27 protein-coding genes are annotated in these 22020 nt (G+C 53.7%); 17 read left to right on the plus strand and 10 right to left on the minus strand.

All coding sequences use genetic code 11. From position 1 onward, the window contains the following. The first annotated feature begins 46 nt into the window (after positions 1–46). Both ACYVJM_RS28070 and ACYVJM_RS28075 read left to right on the plus strand, forming a co-directional pair. The gene (locus ACYVJM_RS28070; protein WP_460963734.1) at positions 47–424 is read left to right on the plus strand and encodes a hypothetical protein; all 378 of its coding nucleotides are present in this window, start codon (positions 47–49) and stop codon (positions 422–424) included. A 259-nt stretch (positions 425–683) separates the two neighbouring features. Continuing rightward, positions 684–908 carry a hypothetical protein gene (locus ACYVJM_RS28075; protein ID WP_460963733.1) on the plus strand — a complete coding sequence of 75 codons (225 nt, stop codon included), beginning with the start codon at positions 684–686 and terminating at the stop codon, positions 906–908. Positions 909–991: 83 nt separating this feature from the next. Here ACYVJM_RS28075 and ACYVJM_RS28080 read toward each other — a convergent pair whose 3' ends face one another. Both ACYVJM_RS28080 and ACYVJM_RS28085 read right to left on the minus strand, forming a co-directional pair. Next, positions 992–2980 (minus strand): heavy metal translocating P-type ATPase, encoded by a 1989-nt coding sequence (locus tag ACYVJM_RS28080; protein WP_460963732.1) that lies wholly within the window; start codon positions 2978–2980, stop codon positions 992–994. Positions 2981–2986: 6 nt separating this feature from the next. Further along, complete coding sequence (locus ACYVJM_RS28085) at positions 2987–3613, minus strand: hypothetical protein (protein WP_460963731.1); 627 nt, start codon at positions 3611–3613, stop codon at positions 2987–2989. A gap of 96 nt (positions 3614–3709) precedes the next feature. On the opposite strand from ACYVJM_RS28085, the gene ACYVJM_RS28090 reads away from it, so the two are divergent. Then, the gene (locus ACYVJM_RS28090; protein WP_461151528.1) at positions 3710–3916 is read left to right on the plus strand and encodes a hypothetical protein; all 207 of its coding nucleotides are present in this window, start codon (positions 3710–3712) and stop codon (positions 3914–3916) included. A 330-nt stretch (positions 3917–4246) separates the two neighbouring features. Here the strand turns inward: ACYVJM_RS28090 and lpcA are convergent, their stop codons facing one another. From lpcA to ACYVJM_RS28130, 8 genes are all read right to left on the minus strand, one after another. Then, a complete protein-coding gene (lpcA, locus tag ACYVJM_RS28095) occupies positions 4247–4846 on the minus strand; it encodes a D-sedoheptulose 7-phosphate isomerase (RefSeq protein ID WP_460963729.1) in 600 nt (199 codons plus the stop codon). A 35-nt stretch (positions 4847–4881) separates the two neighbouring features. Further along, entirely contained in the window at positions 4882–5535 is a 654-nt protein-coding gene (locus tag ACYVJM_RS28100) for a DUF1345 domain-containing protein (protein ID WP_460963728.1), read from the minus strand. An 8-nt stretch (positions 5536–5543) separates the two neighbouring features. Beyond that, positions 5544–5924, minus strand: a complete 381-nt coding sequence (locus ACYVJM_RS28105) for a SpoIIAA family protein (protein WP_460963727.1) — start codon at positions 5922–5924, stop codon at positions 5544–5546. Between the two features lie 29 nt (positions 5925–5953). Beyond that, positions 5954–6721, minus strand: coding sequence for a ZIP family metal transporter (locus ACYVJM_RS28110; RefSeq protein ID WP_460963726.1), 768 nt, complete (start codon positions 6719–6721; stop codon positions 5954–5956). 36 nt (positions 6722–6757) lie between these two features. After that, the gene (locus ACYVJM_RS28115) at positions 6758–7108 is read right to left on the minus strand and encodes a hypothetical protein (RefSeq protein ID WP_460963725.1); all 351 of its coding nucleotides are present in this window, start codon (positions 7106–7108) and stop codon (positions 6758–6760) included. After that, the gene (locus tag ACYVJM_RS28120; RefSeq protein ID WP_460963724.1) at positions 7098–8363 is read right to left on the minus strand and encodes an efflux RND transporter periplasmic adaptor subunit; all 1266 of its coding nucleotides are present in this window, start codon (positions 8361–8363) and stop codon (positions 7098–7100) included. Before ACYVJM_RS28120 ends, ACYVJM_RS28115 begins: the two co-directional genes overlap by 11 nt. Continuing rightward, complete coding sequence (locus tag ACYVJM_RS28125) at positions 8363–12817, minus strand: CusA/CzcA family heavy metal efflux RND transporter (RefSeq protein WP_461151529.1); 4455 nt, start codon at positions 12815–12817, stop codon at positions 8363–8365. Before ACYVJM_RS28125 ends, ACYVJM_RS28120 begins: the two co-directional genes overlap by 1 nt. Positions 12818–12926: 109 nt before the next feature. After that, positions 12927–13205: a DUF6660 family protein gene (locus ACYVJM_RS28130; RefSeq protein WP_460963722.1), complete on the minus strand. Its 279-nt coding sequence runs from the start codon at positions 13203–13205 to the stop codon at positions 12927–12929. A gap of 260 nt (positions 13206–13465) precedes the next feature. Here ACYVJM_RS28130 and ACYVJM_RS28135 point away from each other — a divergent pair, with 260 nt between their 5' ends. From ACYVJM_RS28135 to ACYVJM_RS28200, 14 genes are all read left to right on the plus strand, one after another. Then, entirely contained in the window at positions 13466–13705 is a 240-nt protein-coding gene (locus ACYVJM_RS28135) for a transposase (RefSeq protein WP_460963721.1), read from the plus strand. Positions 13706–13727: 22 nt separating this feature from the next. Further along, positions 13728–13994: a transposase gene (locus tag ACYVJM_RS28140; protein WP_461151555.1), complete on the plus strand. Its 267-nt coding sequence runs from the start codon at positions 13728–13730 to the stop codon at positions 13992–13994. A gap of 787 nt (positions 13995–14781) precedes the next feature. Then, complete coding sequence (locus tag ACYVJM_RS28145; protein WP_460963718.1) at positions 14782–15039, plus strand: transposase; 258 nt, start codon at positions 14782–14784, stop codon at positions 15037–15039. Positions 15040–15279: 240 nt separating this feature from the next. Beyond that, positions 15280–15987 carry a low molecular weight phosphatase family protein gene (locus ACYVJM_RS28150; protein ID WP_460963717.1) on the plus strand — a complete coding sequence of 236 codons (708 nt, stop codon included), beginning with the start codon at positions 15280–15282 and terminating at the stop codon, positions 15985–15987. 63 nt (positions 15988–16050) lie between these two features. Further along, a complete protein-coding gene (locus ACYVJM_RS28155) occupies positions 16051–16377 on the plus strand; it encodes an ArsR/SmtB family transcription factor (protein ID WP_460963716.1) in 327 nt (108 codons plus the stop codon). A 63-nt stretch (positions 16378–16440) separates the two neighbouring features. After that, a complete protein-coding gene (locus ACYVJM_RS28160) occupies positions 16441–17313 on the plus strand; it encodes an arsenite methyltransferase (RefSeq protein WP_460963715.1) in 873 nt (290 codons plus the stop codon). A gap of 19 nt (positions 17314–17332) precedes the next feature. Next, positions 17333–17758, plus strand: coding sequence for an arsenate reductase ArsC (locus tag ACYVJM_RS28165; protein ID WP_182462309.1), 426 nt, complete (start codon positions 17333–17335; stop codon positions 17756–17758). Between the two features lie 3 nt (positions 17759–17761). Next, complete coding sequence (gene arsN2, locus ACYVJM_RS28170; protein WP_461151530.1) at positions 17762–18211, plus strand: arsenic resistance N-acetyltransferase ArsN2; 450 nt, start codon at positions 17762–17764, stop codon at positions 18209–18211. Next, a complete protein-coding gene (gene arsB / locus ACYVJM_RS28175; protein ID WP_460963713.1) occupies positions 18208–19272 on the plus strand; it encodes an ACR3 family arsenite efflux transporter in 1065 nt (354 codons plus the stop codon). The genes arsN2 and arsB overlap by 4 nt, the downstream gene beginning before the upstream one ends. Continuing rightward, the gene (locus ACYVJM_RS28180) at positions 19269–20072 is read left to right on the plus strand and encodes a metallophosphoesterase family protein (RefSeq protein WP_460963712.1); all 804 of its coding nucleotides are present in this window, start codon (positions 19269–19271) and stop codon (positions 20070–20072) included. Before arsB ends, ACYVJM_RS28180 begins: the two co-directional genes overlap by 4 nt. Positions 20073–20107: 35 nt before the next feature. After that, a complete protein-coding gene (locus ACYVJM_RS28185; protein ID WP_461151531.1) occupies positions 20108–20722 on the plus strand; it encodes a hypothetical protein in 615 nt (204 codons plus the stop codon). 88 nt (positions 20723–20810) lie between these two features. Then, on the plus strand, positions 20811–21203 hold the full coding sequence (locus ACYVJM_RS28190) for a phosphonate metabolism protein (RefSeq protein WP_460963710.1): 393 nt from the start codon (positions 20811–20813) through the stop codon (positions 21201–21203). A gap of 30 nt (positions 21204–21233) precedes the next feature. Beyond that, on the plus strand, positions 21234–21455 hold the full coding sequence (locus ACYVJM_RS28195; protein ID WP_293691102.1) for a hypothetical protein: 222 nt from the start codon (positions 21234–21236) through the stop codon (positions 21453–21455). Between the two features lie 166 nt (positions 21456–21621). Further along, positions 21622–21996 (plus strand): ArsR/SmtB family transcription factor, encoded by a 375-nt coding sequence (locus ACYVJM_RS28200; protein ID WP_293691104.1) that lies wholly within the window; start codon positions 21622–21624, stop codon positions 21994–21996. Positions 21997–22020 lie beyond the last annotated feature (24 nt).

A 22020-nucleotide genomic window follows, 5' to 3' on the forward strand; every position in this document is an offset into this window, starting at 1 on the left:
CTTATTCTCAACGTCCTGGCTATGTGTACTCCTAAACCCCGTTGCCATGAAACTGCTGTGCTGTCTCGCGCTGTCCCTGAGTATTGGATACGCTCAACCACGTCCGGTTATACGGGCGCACCACCGCCATTGGTGCGAACAACCGACCCTTAATCTCCGCTGGCTAAACCAGATGATCCAAAATGCTCAATCCTGGGCACCATATCATTACGGCTGGGAAGTGCATCAGGCCCGCTATCGGGAACAGGAAGTATTTGTGTTGCATCTGTGCCGCTATTGCGGCAGTAGCCGGGGCTTTTTACTGTATAATCACCACGGTGAGCTAATCGGGCGGGGTGAGGGAGCCGACTCAATTTGGATTGCGACACTGACAAACGACCGGCTACTGACTATCCATCCGGGGCGGTTTTTGATCAGTCGGTAAGCGTCAGGGCCATCAAGCTATTATAAGAGGATGGCCCTGACGCTTGCTGTGCGGCTATAAACCGTCCTGGTGTTTTTGGCCCATAAAGTCTACAGCAACTACGTATTGACCAGCACCTGTGAAGGTCTGCACTATATCTCATAATCAATAGCAGAGGTGCCAGGTGTTCTTAATGACTTATTAATTTGGAGAGACGAACATTGACCAGATCAGACAGTTCTTAAAGGAGTATTTAGTATTCACTATATCAATGTCAAGTATGGCACATGAACATCATAAAGAGGCCGCTTATCACTTCCGTAAAGCGGCCGAGTATCACGAGAAAGCCCAGCAACTTCACGAAGCAGGCGATCACGAAAAAGAGGCCCACGAGGCTTATGTGGGCTATGGTCATCACAATTTAGCCGATCAGCATGCACAGGCGGCTGCGGAACATCACGCCGAGACCCACGACACTAGCGGCCACAGCGATCCAGTGGCCTGATTGGCATGAGTAGATTTCATAGCTCTGAAACAAAGAAACATCCCGTAACCTATAGGCTGCGGGGTGTTTCTTTGTTTCAGAGCTTATTTAAACTTGAGGTTCTGTACCCGCACGGCGTTTAAAATCGCCAGCATCGCTACGCCCACGTCGGCAAAAACGGCCTCCCACATGGTGGCTAATCCGCCCGCACCAAGTACTAGCACAATGGCTTTGACGACCATTGACATCGTGATGTTCTGCCAGACAATCCGGCGGGTTGCGCGGCCAATTTCAATGGCGATGGCAATTTTAGCCGGTTCGTCGTTCTGGATAATTACGTCGGCGGTTTCAATAGTGGCATCGGAACCGAGGCCACCCATCGCCATACCCACGTCAGCGAGGGCAACCACCGGCGCATCGTTCACCCCGTCGCCCACGAAAGCCAGCTTTGCTTTTGAATTACCGGCTAAATCAGCCTTGAGCCGTTCGACCTGAGCGACTTTATCTTCGGGTAGCAGATCGCCGTGCCACTCGTCTACGCCGACCTGTTTGGCAACAATCTCGACCACGGCTGCTTTGTCACCCGATAGCATCACCGTTCGGATGCCGTCCGCTTTCAACCGTTTTACCGCGTCGGCGGCATCGGGTTTTACCTCATCGGCAATGGTAAAGTATCCCGCAAATTTGCCGTCGATTGCGGTCATGACGATAGTGAACGGAATTTGGGTCAGGGCCTCGTCGAAGCTGACGTTAAACTTACGAAGCAGCTTGGCATTACCTGCCAGCATTTCTTTCCCTTCCACCATCCCTTTCAGGCCATGACCAGCAATTTCTTCAACCCCTTCAACTGATACCATTTCGTGGCCGGTATCTGCATGGTCAATGATTGCTGTAGCCACCGGGTGAGTCGATTTGCTTTCCAAAGCCGCCGTAAGCCGGGTTAATTCTTTCGCGTCGATGCCGCTAGGCTTTACCTCCTGGACCTTGAAGACGCCTTTGGTGAGTGTACCCGTCTTATCCATAACGACCGTTTTGAGCTGGGTTATCAGATCTAAAAATACGGACCCTTTAAATAGAATACCCTGTTTTGATCCAGCCCCAATGCCCCCGAAATAGCCCAGCGGAATGGAAATCACCAGCGCACAGGGACAGCCAATCACTAAAAACACCAGCCCCCGGTAGAGCCAGTCGGCAAAGCGGTAGTCTGTAACAAAAAAGTACGGAACTACTGTAATTAGCACCGCTAGCAAACAAATGATCGGCGTGTAAATCTTGGCGAAGCGGGCAATAAACTCTTGGGTCTGCGCTTTGCGGCCCGTCGCCTGCTGAACAAGCTTTAAAATTCGGGAGAGTTTGGAATCCTGGTAGGGCGTGGTTACGTCCATCTCCACCAGCGACTGCCGGTTGATCATACCCGCCAGCACAGCTTCTCCTTTCTCAATGGTGCGCGGAACGCTTTCACCCGTCAGAGCCGCCGTATCAAACGTACCCGTGGTTGAGCGCATTGTTCCATCTAATCCCACCTTTTCGCCCGGTTTGATTTGAATCACATCACCAATGGTCACCGTCGCAGCTTTGACTACCTGTGTTTGCCCGTTTTTAAGCACCGTTACCTCGTCGGGCCGCACATCGAGCAGAGCTTTGATCGAACGACGCGCCCGCAACACGGCTGCATCCTGAAATAATTCGCCGATGGTGTAGAACAGCATCACGGCGACACCTTCAGGATATTCGCGGATACCAAACGCGCCGAGCGTGGCCACGCCCATCAGAAAAAATTCGGTGAACACATCACCCCGGATACTACTGCTCCACGCCCGGCGCAGCACCGGCCAGCCAACGGGCAGGTAAGCTACTACGTACCAGATTAGTCGAACCGGGTCGCGGAACCAACTCAATTTGAAATAGTCCAGCGCAATGCCACCCAGCAGTAACACCAAACTGATTGCAGCCGGGGCATAGGTACGCCAAGTCTGATCAGGCCCTTTCTTGGCCGGGGCCGCGTCGGCCGCCGGAGTTGTTCCTTCTTCGATTAATTCGACGTCATCCTGTTCGTCGTGGTCATGCCCTTCATGGTCGTGATCGTGTGCCATAATTTATCAGAATTCGATGAAAAAATTAAATACAGCCAGCCCGACGAGCGTCAGGCCGGTAATCAGGTTTTCGTGATGCTCAAACCAGTGCGGGTTCACATAGCTTAACCCCCGGCGACCAATCGTCACCATCAGCAGCATTCCCGACAGGGTGATGCTATTGTAGATAAGAGCCACCAGCCCAACCGCTCCCCATCCTTTTGCCCCCGCGCTGAGAAAGTACGTTTCGATCTCCAGACAGGGCGACAGAAACATCGCCAGTCCTAGCGACAACAGTAGCGCCGAAAACGACCGGGCTTTCCGGGTGCCTTGGGCGTCGAGGTGATCATGTACGTGCCTGTGGCGCAGATGCTGCATTAGATACCATAAACCTAACGCCAGAAGCAGCAAGGGAATGGCCCGCTCCGACAGGTCGTGGTAATTCTCCGCCAACTGCCAGCCCGCCAGACTAACCAGCACCCCCAGCAGCGTCGTGCTGATGGTGTGAGCCAGTCCCGCAATGGCTGTTACGGTCAGTGTCTGCCGCAGGCTCCAGCGTTCCGTTTGGCCGATGGTCACAAACGGGAGCCAATGGCTAGGAATCAGGGCGTGTAGAAGACTCAGTGTCAAGCTACCAATAAAAAGTGCATCCATAGTTCTGCAACATTCGATAAGCGCAATGGTTGTTCAGTCGCGTTCTCGTCTCGCTGTGTAAAGCATTTGCCGGGAAATAGGGATAACGGCCTTCTTTTGCCCTATCGTCAAGACGGGCCTGCCTGCCTGACCAGGTACAGTGCCATTAGTCGGACGCCTGGTCAGTTTCGTCTGTTTCCTGACGATGCCGGACAAGATAGCCAGCCAATACAGACACCACCCCAGCAAGCCCAGCGTAAACGCGACCCCAATCACGAGCTCTATGATAAGAATAGTATGATACATGGTTTCTTTAAAGTATAAAATAAGTGGGCGATACGGTTGGTTGTCCGGCCATAGCCCCGCCCGTTAATTGGTTTAAACTCACTTCGATCCCATTAGCGATGGCCGTCATCGGCGTGTCGGTAGGCCGGATCTCAAACGGGTCCTGTAGTTGAATGGCACTTTTTTCGATTAAAAAGAAAGCGGACCTATCAGCGTTACGGAGGCCGCGTTGCCGCGCTCACTCAGGGTAAAAGCCGTCTCCCGCCTGATCGAAGCAAATGCCTTCTCCCAGCGGCCCGCAGCCGATCCGGTTTGTGAGGGGTGTTGGGTTTATTGATTAGTCTTGTGTTTGGTCATCGGTTACCTGAACTAGCAAGACCGTTTGACGGGGATTACCAGCGTTTCAATCAGCAGAATCAGGATGTGAATGATCTTGCCGTGAACTTCCTGAATCCGGTCGGCATAACCGAAGTGAGGCACGCGAATTTCAACGTCGGCCAGACCCGCCAGCTTGCCCCCGTCCTTGCCCGTCAGCAGAACAACCGACATGCCTTGCTGCCGGGCCGCTTCGACGGCCCATACCACATTGGCGGAATTGCCGCTTGTACTTAGGCCGAGCAGCACATCGCCCGGATGGCCCAAGCCTTCGATAAAGCGCGAAAACACGAACTCGTAGCCGTAATCGTTGCCTACGCAGGTCAGATGACTTACATCCGCAATGGCCAGACCCGCCAGACCTGAGCGGTCGTTACGGAAGCGGCCGGATAATTCCTCGGCGAAGTGCATGGCATCGCAGAGCGAACCGCCGTTGCCACAGCTAAGAATCATGTGTCCCCCGTTCAGAGCATCCGCCATAAGCCGGGCGGCTTTTTCAATCGCAGTCAGATTATTGTCATTGGCCATAAAGGCGCTGAGCACCGCCTGGGCTTCGCTCAGTTCTTGCTGGATTAGGTGCTGGATAGTCTTCATACAGAGTAGAACGGTTAATGGATGAATGGGCCAGCCTACAACAGACCGGAAACGGTGTTGATGGTCAGGGCAATGATGAGCGTATTAAACGCGAAGGACAAAACACCATGTAATAGGGTCAACCGCCGGAGCGGTTTGGCGGTAATGGCTACGTCAGAAACCTGAAACGTCATACCGACCACGAACGAATAGTAGGCGAAATCGACGTAATCGGGTGGCTCCTCACCGGGAAAGTCAAGACCACCTACCCGTTCCGTTTCGTCGGGGTTATAGTAGAGGTGAGCGTAATGCAGTGTAAAAATGCTATGCGTCAGCATCCATGAGCTAACCAAGGTCAGCCCGGACAGAATCACGTGCCGCGTCGCTTCGGAAGCTGATAGCCCCTTAACCGAACCCAGCAGAAAGACTACAGCCAGCAGACTGACCAAAGCTGCGCCCACCGTAAACAGAAAGATAGCCGGTCGGCTTTCATCTTCCTGCTGAGCCGTCTGCCGGGCATCGGCCCTGCCGATGATCAGCCAGATTAGTACCAGCACGGTCAGGGCGTAGGCCAGCCAGCCCAGCAGGAACCGGGCTTGCCAGGTCAAACTTCCTGCCGTCAGCAACCAAACTATACCACCGACAGTGAGGGCAATCAGGGACCGGGACAGGGCCGTTAGCCTGGGCTGGTATGATTTAGTTTTTTCCATAGTAGATATTAATTTATCCGTGGGATAGCTAATTTATTATCGTCAAACCACTGCCAGGCTGATTCTCTCTGGTCAAGTGAGAAGCTGCGAAGTTCCGCCCGGAAGACGGTTTGCATGACTGGCGTGATGAACGCTATATTGTCAGGTGTACCCACCAGCGCGATGCGGGCAAAATCCGCTGTGACCGTCAGGTCAAACTGCAAATCCCGCCAGAGCTGGTCTGGTTGCCAGCCCCGGAAATACTCCATCTCCCAATACAGCCGGGCTTCATCGGAACTGTGCAGCGTCGTATCCAGCAACGGACGGAGTTCATAGTAATCCTCCGCCGTAATTAAGTCAGCCACCCGAAGGGCCAGCCGACCAGGCTGGTTCAGTAGAATCTTGTACATAATCCACTAGTGATTTGGGACAAAAGCCATCAGGCGACCATGCCTAGGATTAAAAACAACAGGAAACCCGCAAAGAACGTAGCCGTCATCCAGGGCTTCTCCAGTCCTTCATGCGCTTCGACCAGCAGTTCTTCCGTGACCAGAAACAGCAGAGCCGCCAGTCCAAAGGACAAAACGATGTCCAGCCCCGTTTCGGGCAGGTTGTGCAGCAGCGTGCCCCCCCCCACCGTGCTGGCAAAAAACAGTACTGACAGGCTCAGCAAGAGCCGGATAATGCGGGACCGGGACACACCGTCTTCGGTCAGCGAAGTAGCCGTAGCCAGGCCCAACGATAGCACTTCGACACCCAGCGCAAAGGCCAACAGAATGCCTTCTTTTGCCCCGGCAGCAAAGCCGATCCCCAGTAGCAGCCCGTCGATGAAAATATCTACCCCGATGGCCAGCAGAAACGCTACGGGTAAGGAAGCGGCTTGCTGGGGGGCCGTACCATCCGAAGTCAGTGCGAGAGCCGGGTTTTCGGTCGTTTCCGGGGCGGATTCAGTGAACCGCCGAATCAACAGCATCAAGCCGATACCCGCGCTAAAGCCGATGACCGTCAGCAGGGGATCGTGCAGCCGTACTACGTCGGGCAGAATCTCAACCGCCACCACAGAAAAGACCACGCCAGCCGCAAAGTGCAGAATGGCCGAACGTACCTGAACCCCGAACGGGATAAACAGGGCCAGCAGCCCCCCGCCCGTCAGGGCAAGAGTTGGCAGCAGCGCATAAGTAATGATCTGTTGAAACAGAGGGGTCATAGCAGCATCAGGTAAGCACTTACTATAGGTTTCATCTCAGTCAGGATTTAGTGTGTAATACACCCGGATGGAGAAATCAAACGCTTCCCCGTGGGTTTCGATACCAAGAGTCAGGCTTTCCCAAACCGCAAACGTGCGCCCGATCCGGGCTTCGCCCGGTCTCTCCGGCAGCGTATAGGTATACACTTCCTCACTCCAAAGCACCAAACCCGATTCATCGGCAATAGATAACGACAGGGCCGGGTAGTGGTCAAAGCTTAGCTCATTTTCCGATACCAGCCGATCCACCCGCACGCTACGAATGGCATCGCGGGCGTGCAGGTGAACCTTGTTACCGGTTGGCGTGAGCAAGACCGAATCGGTTCGTTCCAGGCTGTTAGTGTCCATGTCCGCCTCCTTCATCGCCCCCAGCACTGGCCGACAGAATATCGTAGGCACCCGCCAAAACTACCTGCGCATCAGCCGCTACGTCCGTTGGCAGGGTTACGGCCCGGTAGCCGTTCTGGGCCGCGCCCGCCCGCACCGGCACGGGCCGGAAGCGGTAGTGAACCAGCCCTTCGTGGTCTTCTTTTCCCGCAAACACAAAAATCTGGCTGCTGTTGCCCGACTGCACCACCGCCGGTTCGGGCAGGGCCGGTTCGGTGGCCGCGCCCGTCTCGATAACGGCTTTAACAAACGTGCCGGGCCGTAACGTACCTACTGCCGGATTATCCAAACTCGCATAGACCTTCACTGTCCGGTCAGCATTGACTTCGCGGTTGATGAGTTTGATGCGTCCCGTGCGTTCGCCCGACGCACCGACCACCGAAAACCGCACCCGCTGCCCAACCTGCATCCTGGCCAGGTCGCCCTCGAACACCGTCAGTTCGGCCAGCAGACCAGCCGCGTTTGTCAGTTCAAACAGCACATCATTGGCCGCCACGTAGCTGCCCCGGTTCACGTTGACCTTCGTAAGCGTACCGCCAATGGGCGCACGGACGCTCATGGTGCGGGTGATGGTTTCGGGGGTCAGTTTGGCCGAGTTCAGGCCCAGGATAGCCAATTGCTGACGAAGTCCGCCCAGTCGCGCCCTGAGCGTACCTAACTGAGCCGTAGCCTGTTGCAGCGTTTTAAGTGCCCCTACGTTTTCCTTACTCAGCTCACGCTGCCGCTCGTATTCCTGCTGCTGATACGTTAGCTGGCTCTGCGTTTCCAGATACTCCTGCTGGATGCGGATAAACTCCGGATTTTCCAGCACGGCCAGCGTTTGTCCCTGCCGAACGGGCGTACCGGCTAACAGATTCGCCGATTTAAGAATACCGCCGTAGGGCGACGATACGGACACCTGCTGACCGGGCGGCACCGTCAGCGAACCGTTGACGCGGATCAACTGGCTCATTTGCCGCTGCTCCAGGCGACCCAGCTTCACGCCAACGGTCTGGTACTGGGCTTCGGTCAGTTCGATCAAACCTGCTTCCTCTTCTTCGGCACCCTCGGCGGGTTGCCCGGTCTTTGGTTCGGCTTCGTGACTGCCCGCTGCTTTGGTGGTTACGTCTTTAGCAGCCCCGCCTTTGGTGGCCCCGTCGGATGATTTCTTACAGCCCGTTATGGTCAGCAACGAAAGTAGCAGAATAGCGCTGATAATCAGATGGATTTGTTTCATTAGTCGATTCGTCCCAACAGAAAGTCGAGGTTGATTAAGGTTTGATTTAAGTCATTGAGAGCCGCTAAGTAGCCGGTCTGAATCTCGCTGACGGTTCTGAGGTTTTGTAACAGTTCGACGTATCCGATTTCGCCCGCTCGGTAAGCTTTGGTGACCTGCTCCCGAATCAGTGTCGCCTGGGGCAGGGCCGATTCGCGGTAATAGGCCAAGGCCTGCCGGTCTTTCTGGTAAGTCTGTATCGTGGTAGCTACCTCGCCTGCCAGGCTACGCTCGCGGGCCGTGCGCTGGGCCTCAGCGCGTTGCTGACCGATGCGGGCCGCTGCTACGCGGGCTTTAAGCGGTTTGGTAAACAGGGGAATCGAGACGCCAACCTGCCCGTAGGTGAAGCGGTTGCCGAAACCGTAGAAACGATCACCGGCCCCGTCAGGCAAGGTCTGAAACCCCTGTAACGACTGGTTGGTGAGACCCACCGTGAAGTCGGGTTTAAGCCGGGCGGCTTCCACGTCGGTTTCGCGCCGGGCCACCTCGATCTGATCACCCAACAGGGCCAGTTCGGGATTTTGCGCCAGCATTGACGAGTCAACAATGGGCAGGATGCGCTCGGTCAACGGCACATCGGGAACGGTTGGCGAGGCAGAACTGGCCAGTAGCGTTTGCAACTGCCGGGCTAGAATTTGCGCGTCCAAGGCGTTTTGGTTCAGAGCCGTTTGGGCCTGTCGGCGTTGCACCTCGGCGGCTGTCTGTTCCAATAGCGTCCCTTCTCCCGTGCGCCGACGTACCTCGGCCCCCCGCGCAATGGCCGCAAATAAACTATCCTGGCTACGCAAGAAACCAGCCTGCGACTGCACGTACCAAAGTTGGTAGTAGGTCGCCTTCACCTGCCTGGCCAAATCGGCGCGGGTCAGGCGGCCTTCGGCTTCGGCCCCGGCGGTGCGGGCATCGGCCAGTGAGCGCAGCCCCCGCACTAAGACCGGGCTGGGCAACCGCTGACCGATGGTAAACGATTGGTCGATGTAGCGGCTGTTATACTGGCCGAAGGTGGTGGAAATATCAGTTTTGCCCACGTCGCCCGCCGTGGCCCGCAGACTTTGCTGGTAGCCTACATTGAGTTGCGACACCCGCAGTTGAGGGTTGTTACTGCCTGCCTGTTGCAGTGCCTGCGCTAAGGAAAGACTGCCCCCGTTGCCCGTCTGGGTCTGATTTGGTCGGGCCACGCTTGGCTGGGCTGTAACCTGTGCCTGTGTCGCTACAGCCCATAAAGGGCTCAGGCCAATCAACCCGAACAGCAGCCAGTTGGCCACTGAAACCGCCACCGGTTTTGCGTCAGGTTTAGGCTGACCGAATTTCTTGCCGAACCGCCGTTCAATCATCACGTACAGCACCGGCAACACAAACAGTGTCAGCAGCGTAGCCGTAATCAGCCCGCCAATGACCACCGTGGCTAACGGCTTTTGCACTTCTGCTCCCGCCGAACTTGATAAAGCCATGGGCAGAAAGCCCAGCGAAGCAACTGTCGCCGTCATCAGCACAGGCCGCAGCCGCACGGCCGTTCCGGCATAAATCACCTTGACCAAATTGGTTTCGCCCGCCAGCCGCAGCCGGTTGAACTCGCCGATGAGCACGATACCGTTCAGCACCGCCACCCCGAAGAGAGCGATGAATCCCACGCCCGCCGAGATGCTGAACGGCATACCGCGCAGCCACAGGGCCAGAATGCCCCCGATAGCCGCAAGGGGGATAGCCGAGAAAATCAGCAGTGATTGCCGGGCCGAGCCGAACGTGAGAAACAACAGCCCGAAGATCAGAGCTAAGGACACCGGCACGGCGATGGAGAGCCGGGCGCGGGCTTCGATAAGGTTCTCGAATTGCCCCCCGTAGGTGACGTAATAGCCGGTCGGAAACTTGATCTGGCCAATTATTTTTTGCTGGAGTTCCAGCACCACGCTCTCTACGTCACGTCCCCGCACGTTGAAGGCGACGGTGAGTCGCCGTTTGGCATCCTCACGCTGAATCTGATTGGGTCCTGGCCGCAGTTCCACACTGGCCAACTGCGAGAGCGGCACCGCCGGGCCATCAGGCACGGGGATGGTCAGGTTACGCACGTCTTCGATGCTGCTTCGCCCGCTCTGGGCCAGCCGCACGGTGAGGTCAAACCGCCGTTCGCCTTCGTAAACCAGGCCCGCGCTTTGGCCCGCAAAAGCCGCCGACACGGTCTGGTTCACCTCGTCCACGCTCAGGCCATAGCGGGCCAGGGCCTCGCGGTCTACCTGCACCACAATCTGGGGCAAACCCGACACCTGCTCCACGTACACATCCGTTGCCCCCGACACCTTACTGACCAGGCCATTGACCTGCCCCGCCAGCCGGGTGAGTTCGGCCAGGTCTTCACCAAAAATCTTGATGGCTACGTCCTGTTTGGCTCCTGAGATCAGTTCATTGAAACGCATCTGAATGGGTTGCTGAAAGCCAAACTCCACCCCTGGAATGACTTTAAGGGCTTCGGCCATTTTCGTCGCTAATTCGTTCTGGCTGGTTGCCGAAGTCCACTCAGCCTGAGGTCTAAGGATCACCATCAAATCGGTTGCTTCGATGGGCATGGGATCGGTAGGGATCTCGCCCGCGCCGGTTTTACCGATCACCTCGCGCACTTCGGGAAACTGTTTCTTCAGCAATGCACTGGCCTGCAACACCTTGTCGATGGTCTGGCTCAGTGAACTGCCCGTGCGCACCCGGACTTCCACGGCGAAATCACCCTCGTTAAGGTTGGGAATAAATTCGCCCCCCAGCGAGGTAAAGAGCCAAACCGCTCCCACTAACAGCGCGACTGACATCCCCAGTACCAGGGCTTTCATCCGCATGACTCCGCGCAAAGCGGGTTCGTATCCCCGGTGGAAAAAGGCCATCATCCGGTCGGAAATCGTTTGTTTATGGGCTAAATTTTTGCTCAGAAACAGGGCCGACATCATCGGTACATAAGTCAGCGAAAGAATGAACGCGCCCGCAATAGCAAAGGCCACCACCTGCGCCATCGGCCCAAACATTTTGCCCTCAATCCCGACTAAGGCCAAAATCGGCAGGTAAACGATCAGGATAATGACCTCGCCAAAAGCGGCCGAGTCCCGTATCCGGCTCGCGGATTCATAGACTTCCTCGTCCATCTGTTCCTGGGTGAGCCGTGATAATTTGATGAGTCCCAGATGATGCAGCGATGCTTCCACGATGATCACCGCGCCGTCCACGATCAGGCCGAAGTCGATGGCACCGAGGCTCATCAGGTTGCCCGACACGCCAAAGAAGTTCATCAGGCTGATGGCAAAAAGCATAGCCAGCGGAATCACCGACGCGACAATCAACCCCGCCCGCAGATTGCCCAAAAACAGGATTAGCACGAAAATAACAATCAACGCGCCTTCGATGAGGTTTTTGGTGACGGTGCCGATGGCCCGACCCACCAGTTCAGAGCGGTCCAGAAAGGCGTGCACGTCCACGCCTTCGGGCAGCGTCCGCCGAATCTGTTCCATTCTCGTTTTTACCTTCCCGATCACCGTATTGGCGTTTTCGCCCTTGAGCATCAGCACCAATGCGCCCACCGCTTCGCCCTCCCCGTTGCGGGTCAGGGCACCGTAGCGCACCGCCGACCCAAACTGCACGGTAGCCACGTCGCGAATCAGCACCGGAGTACGGCCCTCCGTGCGCCGAACCACTATCCGGCCGATATCATCCAGGTTGGTCACCAAGCCTTCGGTACGGATGAAGTAGGCATTGGGCTTTTTGTCGATATAGGCACCGCCTGTGTTCTGGTTGTTGCGCGAAAGGGCCGTAAACAAATCGCCGATGCTTAGTCCGTAAGAACGTAGCCGATCCGGGTCGATGGCAATTTCGTATTGCTTGAGCAAACCCCCGAAACTGCTCACATCGGCTACGCCGGGCGTACCCAGCAATTGCCGCCGCACGACCCAATCCTGAATGGAGCGCAGTTCGGTAGGCGAGTAGCGCTTCTCAAAGCCGGGTTTGGCGTAAATCACGTATTGGTAAATTTCACCAAGACCCGTCGAAACGGGGCCGATGGCGGGTTCACCGGTGCCAGCAGGAATCTGGCTGCGGGCTTCGTTCAGGCGTTCGCTGATTTGCTGCCGCGCCCAATAGACATCGGTTTTATCGGTAAAAACAATAGTGACGACTGACAGTCCGAAGCGCGATAGTGAGCGAATCTCGACGATATCGGGAATGGTGGCCATCGTTTGCTCGATGGGAAAAGTAACGAGCCGCTCGATTTCCTGAGCCGCCAGTGCAGGGCTTCGGGTAATGACCTGCACCTGGTTGTTGGTGATGTCGGGCAGGGCATCAATGGGCAATCGGGTCAGCGAATAACCACCCCACACGATGAGCGCGAGGGTAAAGAGCCCGATAATGAGCTTATTCTGAATAGAAAATCGGATGATGCGATCCAGCATAATCGTGTCTGAACTAATGGACAATAGGAAGATGCCGAATGCACACAAACCGCCTACTTACGCCTTATAAGGGCATAGTAAAGCAGTCCATCGCAAACGGCGAGGGTGTTCAGACCCGAAGTTGAGGGGGTTGCCAGATGGCAGTAATCGGATCGAACGGATGATCCGAAGCGTAGCCAAACGCGGCTACGGCAATTGATACGATCTTGACCGAATGAGTGGGTGAGTACTGGAATCGGGGCGAAATGGTAATGGTAGCAGCACAGCAGGCGCAGGTACAAAAAGGAGTGCAGGCATCATGCTCGTGATGATGGCCGGTATTCGACTCCGTAATCGAGGCCGACAGAATCATAGCTATCCCTGACTCCCCAACAGGGATCAGCGGCATATCTGCACAGGGCCAAAGAGACAAACCCAGGAGATAAACGGACAATATGAGGGTAAACCACTTCACAACCCCAAAGGTACGGTAAAAGTTTATGCAACAGGTAGTCAAAAAGGAAACCCGTACGCTACATTAAGTTGGACAGATAGTGAACTATTCGACGCGAATCGAGAAGGAACTTTCTCAAAAAAGGAGCTTGGCTGTTGCACAACTTTGCCAGTGCATAAAATACCTGGATAGGTTGAGTTTTTGTATCTTCAGTCATGCAAGGAAGAAAACACGACCGCGAGAAAATCATCACCCCTTTCCAGCTTTCCAGCCGCATCCCCAAAGATAATTTCTACCGTCGGCTGAAGGAGACTCTCGATCTGAGGTTCTTGTATGAACATACTAAAGCCTGTTATGGCTCAACTGGCAATCCATCGATTGACCCCGTGGTCTTCTTCAAGTTCATGCTCATTGGCTATCTGGAGAATATCAATTCTGATAGAAAAGCTGATTGAGCATTGCTCCATGCGCATGGATATGCTGTATTTCCTGGGCTACAACATTGATGAGTCACTTCCTTGGCACTCCACTCTGAGCCGGACCCGCCAACTTTATCCAGAATCACTTTTTGAGTTACTATTTAATAAAGTATTCAGCTTATGTGTGGCCCACAATATGACCGGCTGCGGTAGCCGGTCGGCGGATCGCTATCGACTCGGCTCCTGTCAAAGCGAACGCGTCGATGGAAACACTCTTAGAAAAACAGCCCCAGCGATCTGGGCCCAAATTACTACCCCAAGCTGAAGATCAAAACGGACCAGTACATTCGACCCTCTAAACTCAGCTCCCGTCAGACAGCCTCGGTAATCTCGGCTGCCGATCATCAGTTAAGAAGACTAGCCAAGCGCCAGCAGAATCTGCAAAGTGCGCCCACTACCCTGGGGGCTGGTAACGAAAAGGCAAAGTTACTGAGCAACCGCAACGGCGGACCGTAAAACTCATTACAGTCCTACCGACCCCGATGCCCGCATCTCCATCAAGCCGGGTAAAGCCCGCAAACTCAATTATAATTGTAGTCTGGCAGTTGATACCGCTGAAGGCGTCATTAGTAATGTGCAGGCCGATTTTGCCGATGGTCGAGACAGCCTGTGCTTACCTGATATTACGCTGAAACTTCAGCAACGGTTAGCCGCCAATGAGCTGCGCTTAGAAGAGCTACTGGCTGATACAGGATACTCCAATGGCGGTAACTACGCCTTACTGGAGGGGTGGAAAATTACGGACGGTCCGCCGTTGCGGATGGATACCTGTTTTTGGCAAGTACAAGCTACAGATCGAAGGCTTTCCTTATGATCCTGAAGGCGATTACTTTACTTGTTCCGCTGGCAAGCGACTGCCTTTCAAGACCTTTGCCACCCATGCTGAAACTGGTTTGTTGAAAGTTTACCGGGCAGATTACCAGGATTGCAAACCGTGTCCCCTCAAACCCACTTGTGTCCCCAAAAGCCAATGCCGACAATTTATCCGGACGGCCTATGACCCCTTCTACCGTCGAGCCTTGGAGCGCCAGTAAAGTCGGCGGGGCAAGCGCATGAAAAAGCTTCGTCAACGGACGGTGGAACCTGTCTTATGTAGTCTGTTGGAGTACAATGGGTTACGCAAGATAAATGTACGGGGTAAGGCTGGGGCTCACAAAGTGATGCTGATGGCCGCAATTGCCTTCAATCTGAAGAAGTGTATGAAGTTCACTATCAAGTCCACTGTCAGCCAGGCCATAGCCTTAAAGGTGAACTGGTCATTGTCTTCTCAAGACACTTACTTAGGCTTTTGCCTGCTTTTTCTCAACTAATAAGGGCAGAAGGTGGTAGAAAATCTGATTCGCCATTTCAGACGCTGGAAAATCGTTGTGGGAAGCAGAGTTGTGCAACAGCCACGTGCGATTAAGGAGACACTTGGATGACTGATTAAGTCATAAGATACACAGTCGGGCGAGCGATTACTTATAAATTCCACACGAATAGCAAATTAATCGTAACTTTACGATGAAACCAATTTCGTGTTTGGAGATAACAATATATAACGCTGTACTATGAAGCTTTTCAGCCTATTACCATTATGGTTACTAACTACAACCGCTATTTTCTTGAGCAATGATCCCGACAAAAAAGTGGTATTGAATGGCTCTATAACGACCTACATCAACGGCATTAAGCAGGACTTTTCAAAAATACCCCAAGACCGCAAGACTGAATTGGACAAAATTGCGGAGTTTGTTCAACTCAAAGTCAACACTCAAGAGACTGTCCAACTAATTTACATCTGTACCCATAATTCCCGACGCAGTCATTTCGGCCAACTATGGGCAGCCACAGCCGCTGCTTATTATGGCGTTCCAGGCGTAAAAAGCTTCTCAGGTGGAACAGAAGTTAGTGCCTTCAATGAACGGGCAATAGCTGCCTGCAAAAGAGCGGGATTTGATATTAGCGAAGCATCAGAAGGACCGAACCCAATGTATGCTATTACTTACGCATCTGGTGCAGAACCCATTAAGGCGTTCTCCAAGAAATACGATGATGCCAGTAATCCCCAGAGCAATTTCCTGGCGATCATGACTTGCTCACAAGCCGATAAAGCATGTCCCATTGTGAAAGGCGCAGCCCTGCGGGTAGCGACGTCCTATGACGATCCCAAAGCTTTTGATGGCACACCCCAGGAAACCGCTAAATATGACGAGCGGTGCAAGCAAATTGCCACGGAAACCTTTTATGTTTTTTCCAAAGTAAAGATGAACCTTTAACCGGCTTATAGATTTTATCCATCGCAATATTGCAATGAATAAAAAACCTGTTACCTTTGGGACATGGGACTTACCAAAACCGAAATATTCACCGAGGAACAAAACCGCATTGCGGATCTGGCAAAGGCATTTGCTCATCCGGCACGGGTAGCCATTCTACAATTGCTGGTGGACAGGAAAGCGTGCGTCTGCGGTGATCTGGTGGACGAGCTGAATTTGGCCCAGGCAACCGTTTCACAACACCTAAAAGAACTAAAACGCATTGGCATCATTCAGGGCGAAATCAACCCGCCCCGCGTGTGCTATTGCATTAATCCCCCCGTATGGGATGAAGCTCAACGCGCATTCGGAGAATTGTTTGATACGTTTGTACCAGTGACCTGCTGCTGAAATCAGCGGGTATTTTTTTGCCTGAATCAATCGTAATATTACATTATACCAATAGGAAAACATATGGAAACCGCCGAGCAAATCAAAGAAGTCGTGCGCCAGAAATACGGCGCAATTGCCGAACAACCGACCGTCGGCCCGGCCGATACCAATGGCTGTTGGGGACCCACCTCCTGCTGTGGGCCTGAAACGGTCGCCAGCGTGCCCATTGATATGACCGTGAGCTATGACGAGCTGAACGGCTACGTCGCCGAAGCCGATTTGGGATTGGGTTGCGGCCTGCCTACGCAATTCGTGCAGATCAAACCCGGTGACACCGTAGTGGATCTTGGATCGGGCGCAGGCAATGACTGCTTTGTGGCCCGTGCCGAAACCGGCGAAACGGGTCGCGTGATCGGCCTGGATATGACCCCGGCCATGATCGACCGTGCCCGCAAAAACACCAAGACGCTCGGATTTACCAATGTCGAATTTGTCTATGGCGACATCGAGGACATGCCGTTACCGAGCAATTTGGCCGACGTTGTGGTGAGTAACTGCGTGATGAACCTGGTCCCCGACAAACAAAAAGCCGTTGGCGAAACCTTCCGCATTTTGAAGCCCGGTGGTCATTTCAGCATCTCCGATATCGTGCTGAAAGGTGAGCTGCCCGCAGGCTTGCAACAGGACGCCGAACTCTATGTGGGTTGTGTATCGGGTGCCATCCAGAAGAACGAGTATTTGCAGCTCATCCAGGAGAACGGTTTTACCAACATCATCGTGCAGAAAGAGCGCGAAATTTCTTTGCCCGATGAGGTGCTGAAAAACTATCTGTCGGCGGAAGAAATCGCCGATTATCGCCATCAAGACAAAGGTATTTATAGCGTCACCGTATTTGCCCAGAAGCCCGAAGAAGCGGCCCCAGCGGCCTGCTGCCCTCCCGGTTGCTGCAACTAAACCCAACTACAAAACAGCCATGAAAAAAATCCTAGTGCTTTGCACGGGCAATTCCGCCCGTTCGCAGATGGCCGAAGGCTATTTGCAGCATTTCGCAGGCGACCGCGCCCAAGTCTATAGCGCGGGTGTTGCTCCGCACGGCGTCAATCCGTTGGCCATTCAAGTAATGGCCGAAGACGGCATCGACATTTCGCATCATACCTCGAATCACGCCGATGAGTATGTGCAAATCCCGTTCGATTACGTCATCACCGTGTGTGACAATGCCCGCGAACAATGTCCGTATTTTCCCACAGCGGGCGAAATGATCCATCACAGTTTCCCCGATCCAGGGCACACACCAGGCGAGGATAAATTGACTTCCTTTCGCCGGGTGCGGGATCTGATCAAAACCTACAGTCAGGAATTCATCGAAAGTCGGTTGGGTGAACCTGTTCCGCAATAAGTGATGGCCATGCAGATCGAACCCGCGCAACTGGCAGATAGGGAGGCCGTCATTGCCCTGCTAGAGCAAGGGCACCTATTGACTGAGGATTTACCGACCGGCCTTCCTGATTTTTTCATTGCGAAATACGAGGAAACTCCCGTTGGGGTGGCTGGTTTGGAACGCTTCGGCCCGGTGGGCCTGCTGCGTTCGGTGGCCGTCGATCCGCACTACCAGGGCAAGCAAATTGCCGCCCAACTGGTTGGCCGATTGCTGGAAGCCGCCCGGGCATCCAGCCTGCAAGAAGTGTATCTTATAACCAATACCGCCGACCGCTATTTCGAGCGGCATGGCTTCCAAATCGTCAGCCGGCAGGAAGTGCCTGCGGCTATCCAACAGACGCAGCAATTCAGCGATTTATGCCCGTCATCGGCCATCGTCATGAAACGCGCGCTAATTCAGGATCAATTATGAGTACCCCCCGTCTTTCGTTTCTCGACCGCTTTTTGACCCTATGGATTTTCCTGGCCATGCTGATCGGCGTGGGCATCGGGTATTTTTTCCCGCAGTCGCAGGGCTTCATCAATGGGTTTAATTCCGGCTCGACCAACGTGCCGCTCGCCGTTGGCCTGGTGCTGATGATGTATCCGCCTTTGGCGAAGGTGCGGTATGACGAGCTGCCCAAGGTGTTTGCCAACACCAAAATATTGGGTCTTTCGCTCGTGCAAAACTGGATCGTCGGCCCGCTGCTCATGTTCGGGCTGGCGGTCATTTTCCTGCCTGACAAACCCGAATACATGACCGGCCTTATTATGATCGGCATTGCCCGCTGCATTGCAATGGTGATTGTCTGGAATGATTTGGCGGGCGGTGATCGGCTCTATGCCGCCGGTCTAGTGGCCTTCAACAGCATTTTCCAGGTGCTGTTCTATTCGGTCTATGCCTGGTTGTTCATTACCGTGCTACCGCCCCTGTTTGGCCTGCATGGTTACGAGGTGAATATCACCATCGGCGAAGTGGCCAAAAGTGTCTTCATTTATTTGGGCGTGCCCTTCCTGGCAGGCATGTTTTCGCGGATCATCCTGACGCGTTTGAAAAGCCGCCAATGGTACGAGCAGACGTTTTTGCCTGCCATCAGCCCCATTACGCTCATCGCGTTGCTGTTTACCATCGTGGTCATGTTCAGCCTGAAAGGACAGCTCATCGTGTCCATTCCGCTCGATGTGCTGCGCATCGCCATTCCGCTGACGATCTATTTTGCCATCATGTTCTTTTCGGCCTTCTATCTCTCGAAACGGGCCGGTGCCGATTATGCCAAATCCACCTCGCTCGCTTTCACCGCAGCGGGCAATAATTTTGAGTTGGGTATCGCCGTTGCCATTGCCGTCTTCGGAATCAATTCAGGCGCGGCCTTTGCCGCCGTGGTTGGTCCGCTGATCGAAGTGCCGGTGCTGATCCTGATGGTCAATTTCGCTCTGAAACAACAAAGCAAGTTTGCTCCCTACTACAAAAAGACGCTCCAAAAGCACGCATGAAAATTGCCCTGTTTTCCGACATTCACGCCAACTTGCCTGCTTTGGAAGCGGTATTGGCCGACATCGACAGCCGCCAGCCTGACGCGGTTTATTGTTTGGGTGATTTGGTCGGCTATAATATCTGGCCAAACGAGGTGATTGCCACGATCCGCAAACGCGGTATTCCGACGATTGCCGGGAATTATGATTATGGCATCGGTCGCAGCTCCGACGATTGCGGATGCGCCTACAAAGAGGAACAGGAAAAGTCCAATGGCAAAGTGTCCATTGCCTACACCAATGTCCAGGTGGGCAACGATGAGCGGCAGTATCTGCGCACGCTCCCAACTCATATTCGCGTGGAATTTGAGCTAGGCAACGACCCCGAACACCTTTGGCAGCAACAAACCCCGTTCACGTTGCTGCTGGTGCATGGTAGCCCCCGGCGCGTGAATGAATATCTGTTTGAGGATCGGGGCGACCGCAGTTTGGGCCGCGTGATCGAGGGTGCGGGTGCTGATGTGCTGTGTTTCGGTCATACGCACAAACCCTTCCACAAAGTGGTGAGTGCCAAGGCAGAAGGCCAGGAAACATATTGGCGTCATGCCATTAATATTGGTTCCGTGGGAAAACCAAAGGACGGTGATCCGAGGGCCGGTTATGTGCTGCTGACGATAGACGAAACAGCGCGGCCAGGTTCGCGCGAAGGGGTTACCGTGGAGTTCGTGCGCGTTGCCTACGATGTAGAAAAAGCAGCCCAGGCCGTTGAGCAAAGCGAATTGCCGGATGCCTACGCGGAAGCCTTGCGCATCGCCCGATAATCGATTTACCCGACCGCTCCTAAATTTCCCAGCGTATGAGAAAAATTTTATGTTGGTTCGCCAGTGCCGGGATGCTGTATTTTGTGGCAGCTCCCGGCCTTGCTCAGTCGAGCAGTAATTTTCTGATCGACTACACAAGGGAGGGCGCATGGCGATATACCAGCGTCAGAGAAACACCCTACCAGAGCAACGGGCGCGTCATTCAGCACCAATTAACCGCGCTAGGTAAAAAGCTCAATCATTTGTCGGTGGTCGATGCCCCGGCTTATTCGCAGCTCCAAAGCGACTTACACGGGTACTTGCAACGGCTCGAAAACGATTCCCCCGATTATGGCCGCGCCGAGGTGTATCATTCCGTTTTACTGCGCCTGATGCAGTTCGAGGAGTCGATTAAAGAAAACCTGATCGACAACAGGCACCGTGACCCGCGCCCAATAGACGCCGATGCTGCAAAACAGGATGAAGGTCAGCAAGCCGCCGTGCTACCTTATGCGTTGCTCTTTCGTCGGCAGGATCACCGCTCTAAGCTGGTGCATATCGTTACCAGTGGGAAAGTCACGATTCTAAAGCATGGCCCAACTTACTGCCTGGTGCGGTGCGGCCCCCACGAGGGATATTTGCACAAAGGAATGATCGTTGCATTACCATGATGCAATTGTGCGTTTTACATAATTGCGGATTACTTTTACGAAGAATTGGGGTCTCACAACTAAGTGATACTCAAGCCGTTAAATGGGTATGATTTCAACCGATCTTCTCGAAAACTTTAAGCCCACTTTGGCAACGGCCATTGGCCAACTTCAAGCGGTATTGCATTCGGTTAAAGAAAGCAGCGATCCCGAACGGGAATTAATCCAACTCAAAGCGGCTCAGGTACTTTTATCGAAAAGCGTTTTGCTGCTGCTGGATGATGTTTACCGAAAAGCAATGGCCGAGAAAATTGCTTTCGCGCACCATCATTGCCCCGGTGATTGTGGACAAGAAAATTTGATTGAACGATTACGGCGCATGTTTCCCGATATACCATTGGAGGACGTACCCCAGCGGTTGAAAGAAGCCGAAGCGGTCGAACAGTTCATGAAGAAAATTTTATTAGAAAAAAGTTTGGAGACCCCCCATCCCTCCATCTGAACTTTCGCGCTCACTTAAAATCAATTCATTATGTCTAAACGCACAGTGTTTGCTTCTGTCGCCACCATGTTGGCGGTTGGAGGTATGGCCTATGGCCTAAGCAGCTTCACCAGCCGGAGCGAAACGTGTCCGCTGGAAGGTACGCCCGCTTGCCCGAAGGCAATGTCGGCGCAGGCCGTAGCATCGACCCACGCTAAAACGGTGGCCGATGCGGAATTACCCCCATGCTGCCGGGCAAAGAAAGGCATCTAACGTGTAGAAGGCCCCGAAAGGGGCTTTCTGCTTCTCTGCGTTGTTCACAAGCACACGTCGCTTGCAAATAAACTTTATGGCTTTTCCTGCAAAAAGAAACCGCTGTATGTGATTCAAGTATTTAAGAATTTGCTTAAATAAGCAAATTACTTACCTTTGTTCTGAAATGGAAAATTCCTCAAACTGTGTTCGCGTCTTTGCCGATCAAGAACAGATTCGCCAATGTACCGAGAAAATAAAATATGCCGGGCCAGTCTTTGACCGATTGGCTCAGGTGTTGGATTTGGCAGGCAATGCCAACCGGCTTAAAATTATTTATTTGTTGCGGGAAGAAAGCAATTTGTGCGTTTGCGATTTGAGCGACATTTTGGGCATGACTATTCCCGCTGTTTCTCAGCATTTGCGTAAGCTCAAAGATGCGCAGTTGATCCAAGCCCGGAAAGTCGGCCAGACTGTTTTTTATTCATTGCGGACAGAATCAACCGGCATCTTACATTCGCTGTTAGAACATCTTGAAACGATGCAAACCGCCCCTTGCTAACTGTTTAATTTGGGGCCATAACGA

The sequence above is a fragment of the Spirosoma pulveris genome, assembly GCF_054781875.1.